Source organism: Azospirillum sp. P4_B5, from assembly GCF_056402275.1.
The window spans coordinates 1-1,893 of record NZ_JBFUHT010000118.1; the positions used below are offsets into that span (position 1 = coordinate 1).

Here is a 1,893-nt window from a genome sequence, read left to right on the forward strand (position 1 = left end):
AGGCGATCCCGCGATGACCGACCGCGTCTACAACGTCCTGTTCCTGTGCACCCACAACAGCGCCCGCAGCGTCATGGCCGAATGCCTGCTCAACCGCGAGGGCCGCGGCCGTTTCCGCGCCTACAGCGCCGGCAGCCAGCCGACCGGGCACCTCAACCCGCACGTCCGCGATCTGCTGGAACGCCTCGACTTTCCGACCGCCACGCTGCGCTCCAAGAGTTGGGACGAGTTCGCCCAGCCCGGGGCGCCGCACATGGACTTCATCTTCACCGTCTGCGACAGCGCCGCCGGCGAGGTCTGCCCGGTGTGGCCGGGCCAGCCGATGACGGCGCACTGGGGCTTCCCGGACCCGTCGAGCGCCCAGGGCTCGGACGCCGAGAGGGCCGCCTTCACCGCCACGGTGTTCGGACAGATCCAGCGCCGCATCCAGGCCTTCGCCAGCCTGCCCTTCGCCTCGCTCGACCGGCTAGCCCTGAAGCGCAGGCTCGACGACATGGCCGCCGCGGGGAACGACGCATGACCGGGAGCGTCACCCCGCTGGCCGACGCGGAGCGCCCGGCGCTCGCCCGCCTGCTGGCGGCCAACGGATTGCCGACCGACGATCTCGACGAGCCCGGCCGGCGCTTCTGGCGCGTCGCGGATGACCAGGGGACGCTCGGCTATGGCGGGCTGGAGGTCCATGGCCCCGACGCCCTGCTGCGTTCCGTGGTCGTGCCGGCCGAGCGGCGCGGCGCCGGCGGTGGCCGGGCCGTGGTGGCGGCCGTGCACGCGCAGGCGGTCGCGCTGGGGGTCGAGCGGCTGTGGCTGCTCACCACCGGGGCCGCCGGCTTCTTCGAGCGTCTCGGCTTCCAGCGGGTGGAGCGGGCCTCGGCTCCGCCGGCCATCCAGTCCAGCGCGCAGTTCGCCGGCCTGTGCCCGGGCAGCGCCGTCTGCCTGCGCGCCGATCTCGCGCGGCCGGCCGAAGGGCTGGCGGCGGCCGGGGGCGCGGTGACCATCTATCACAACCCCACCTGCGGCACGTCGCGCAACACGCTGGGGCTGATCCGCAACAGCGGCGTCGAGCCGACGGTGATCGAGTACCTGAAGACGCCGCCGAGCCGGGCCGAACTGGTGGCGCTGATCCAGCGCATGGGGGTCCCGGTGCGCGCCGTGCTCCGGCAGACGGGCACGCCCTACGCCGAGCTCGGCCTCGACGATCCCGCGCTGACGGACGAGGCGCTGCTGGACGCCATGATGGCGCACCCGATCCTGATCAACCGGCCGATCGTGGTGACGCCGCTCGGCGTGCGCCTGTGCCGGCCGTCGGAAGCGGTGCTCGACCTTCTCCCTGATCCGCAACGCGGCGCCTTCACCAAGGAAGACGGCGAGCCCGTCGTCGACGCCGCCGGGCGGCGCGTTGCCCCAGCCTCCTGACAGGACCATCGACATGACGGCTGACATCCACGCCGCCCCGGCGGAACGCCCCGCCATGGGCCTCTTCGAGCGCTACCTCAGCGTCTGGGTGGGCTTGTGCATCGTCGCGGGCATCGCCTTCGGCCATCTGGCGCCCGGGCTGTTCCAGGCTATCGCCGCCGCCGAGCTGGCCCGGGTCAACCTGCCGGTGGCGGTGCTGATCTGGCTGATGATCGTGCCGATGCTGCTGAAGATCGACCTCGGCGCGCTGGGGCAGGTCAAGGAGCACTGGCGCGGCGTCGGCGTGACGCTGGTCATCAACTGGGCGGTCAAGCCCTTCTCGATGGCGCTGCTCGGCTCGCTGTTCATCGGCCATCTGTTCGCTCCGCTGCTGCCGCAGGAGCAGATTCCCTCCTACATCGGTGGGCTGATCCTGCTGGCGGCGGCCCCCTGCACGGCGATGGTGTTCGTCTGGTCGAACCTGTGCGAGGGCGAGCCGCA

At 72.3% G+C, this 1,893-nt stretch carries 3 protein-coding genes; all 3 read left to right on the top strand.

Annotated features, from left to right (window positions below):
- The first annotated feature begins 13 nt into the window (after positions 1-13).
- Positions 14-520, top strand: coding sequence for an arsenate reductase ArsC (locus AC1DVI_RS32225; RefSeq protein ID WP_040137403.1), 507 nt, complete (start codon positions 14-16; stop codon positions 518-520).
- Positions 517-1,413, top strand: coding sequence for an arsenic resistance N-acetyltransferase ArsN2 (gene arsN2, locus AC1DVI_RS32230; RefSeq protein ID WP_476961446.1), 897 nt, complete (start codon positions 517-519; stop codon positions 1,411-1,413). Before AC1DVI_RS32225 ends, arsN2 begins: the two co-directional genes overlap by 4 nt.
- Positions 1,414-1,468: 55 nt before the next feature.
- The coding region (locus AC1DVI_RS32235; RefSeq protein WP_476961447.1) for an arsenic resistance protein at positions 1,469-1,893 on the top strand (425 nt) is incomplete at its 3' end.

Excerpts from the sequence above, each read along its gene's own strand:
- AC1DVI_RS32225 (WP_040137403.1), top strand. The coding sequence starts at position 14 with ATGACCGACCGCGTCTACAACGTCCTGTTCCTGTGCACCCACAACAGC.
- arsN2 (WP_476961446.1), top strand. The coding sequence starts at position 517 with ATGACCGGGAGCGTCACCCCGCTGGCCGACGCGGAGCGCCCGGCGCTC.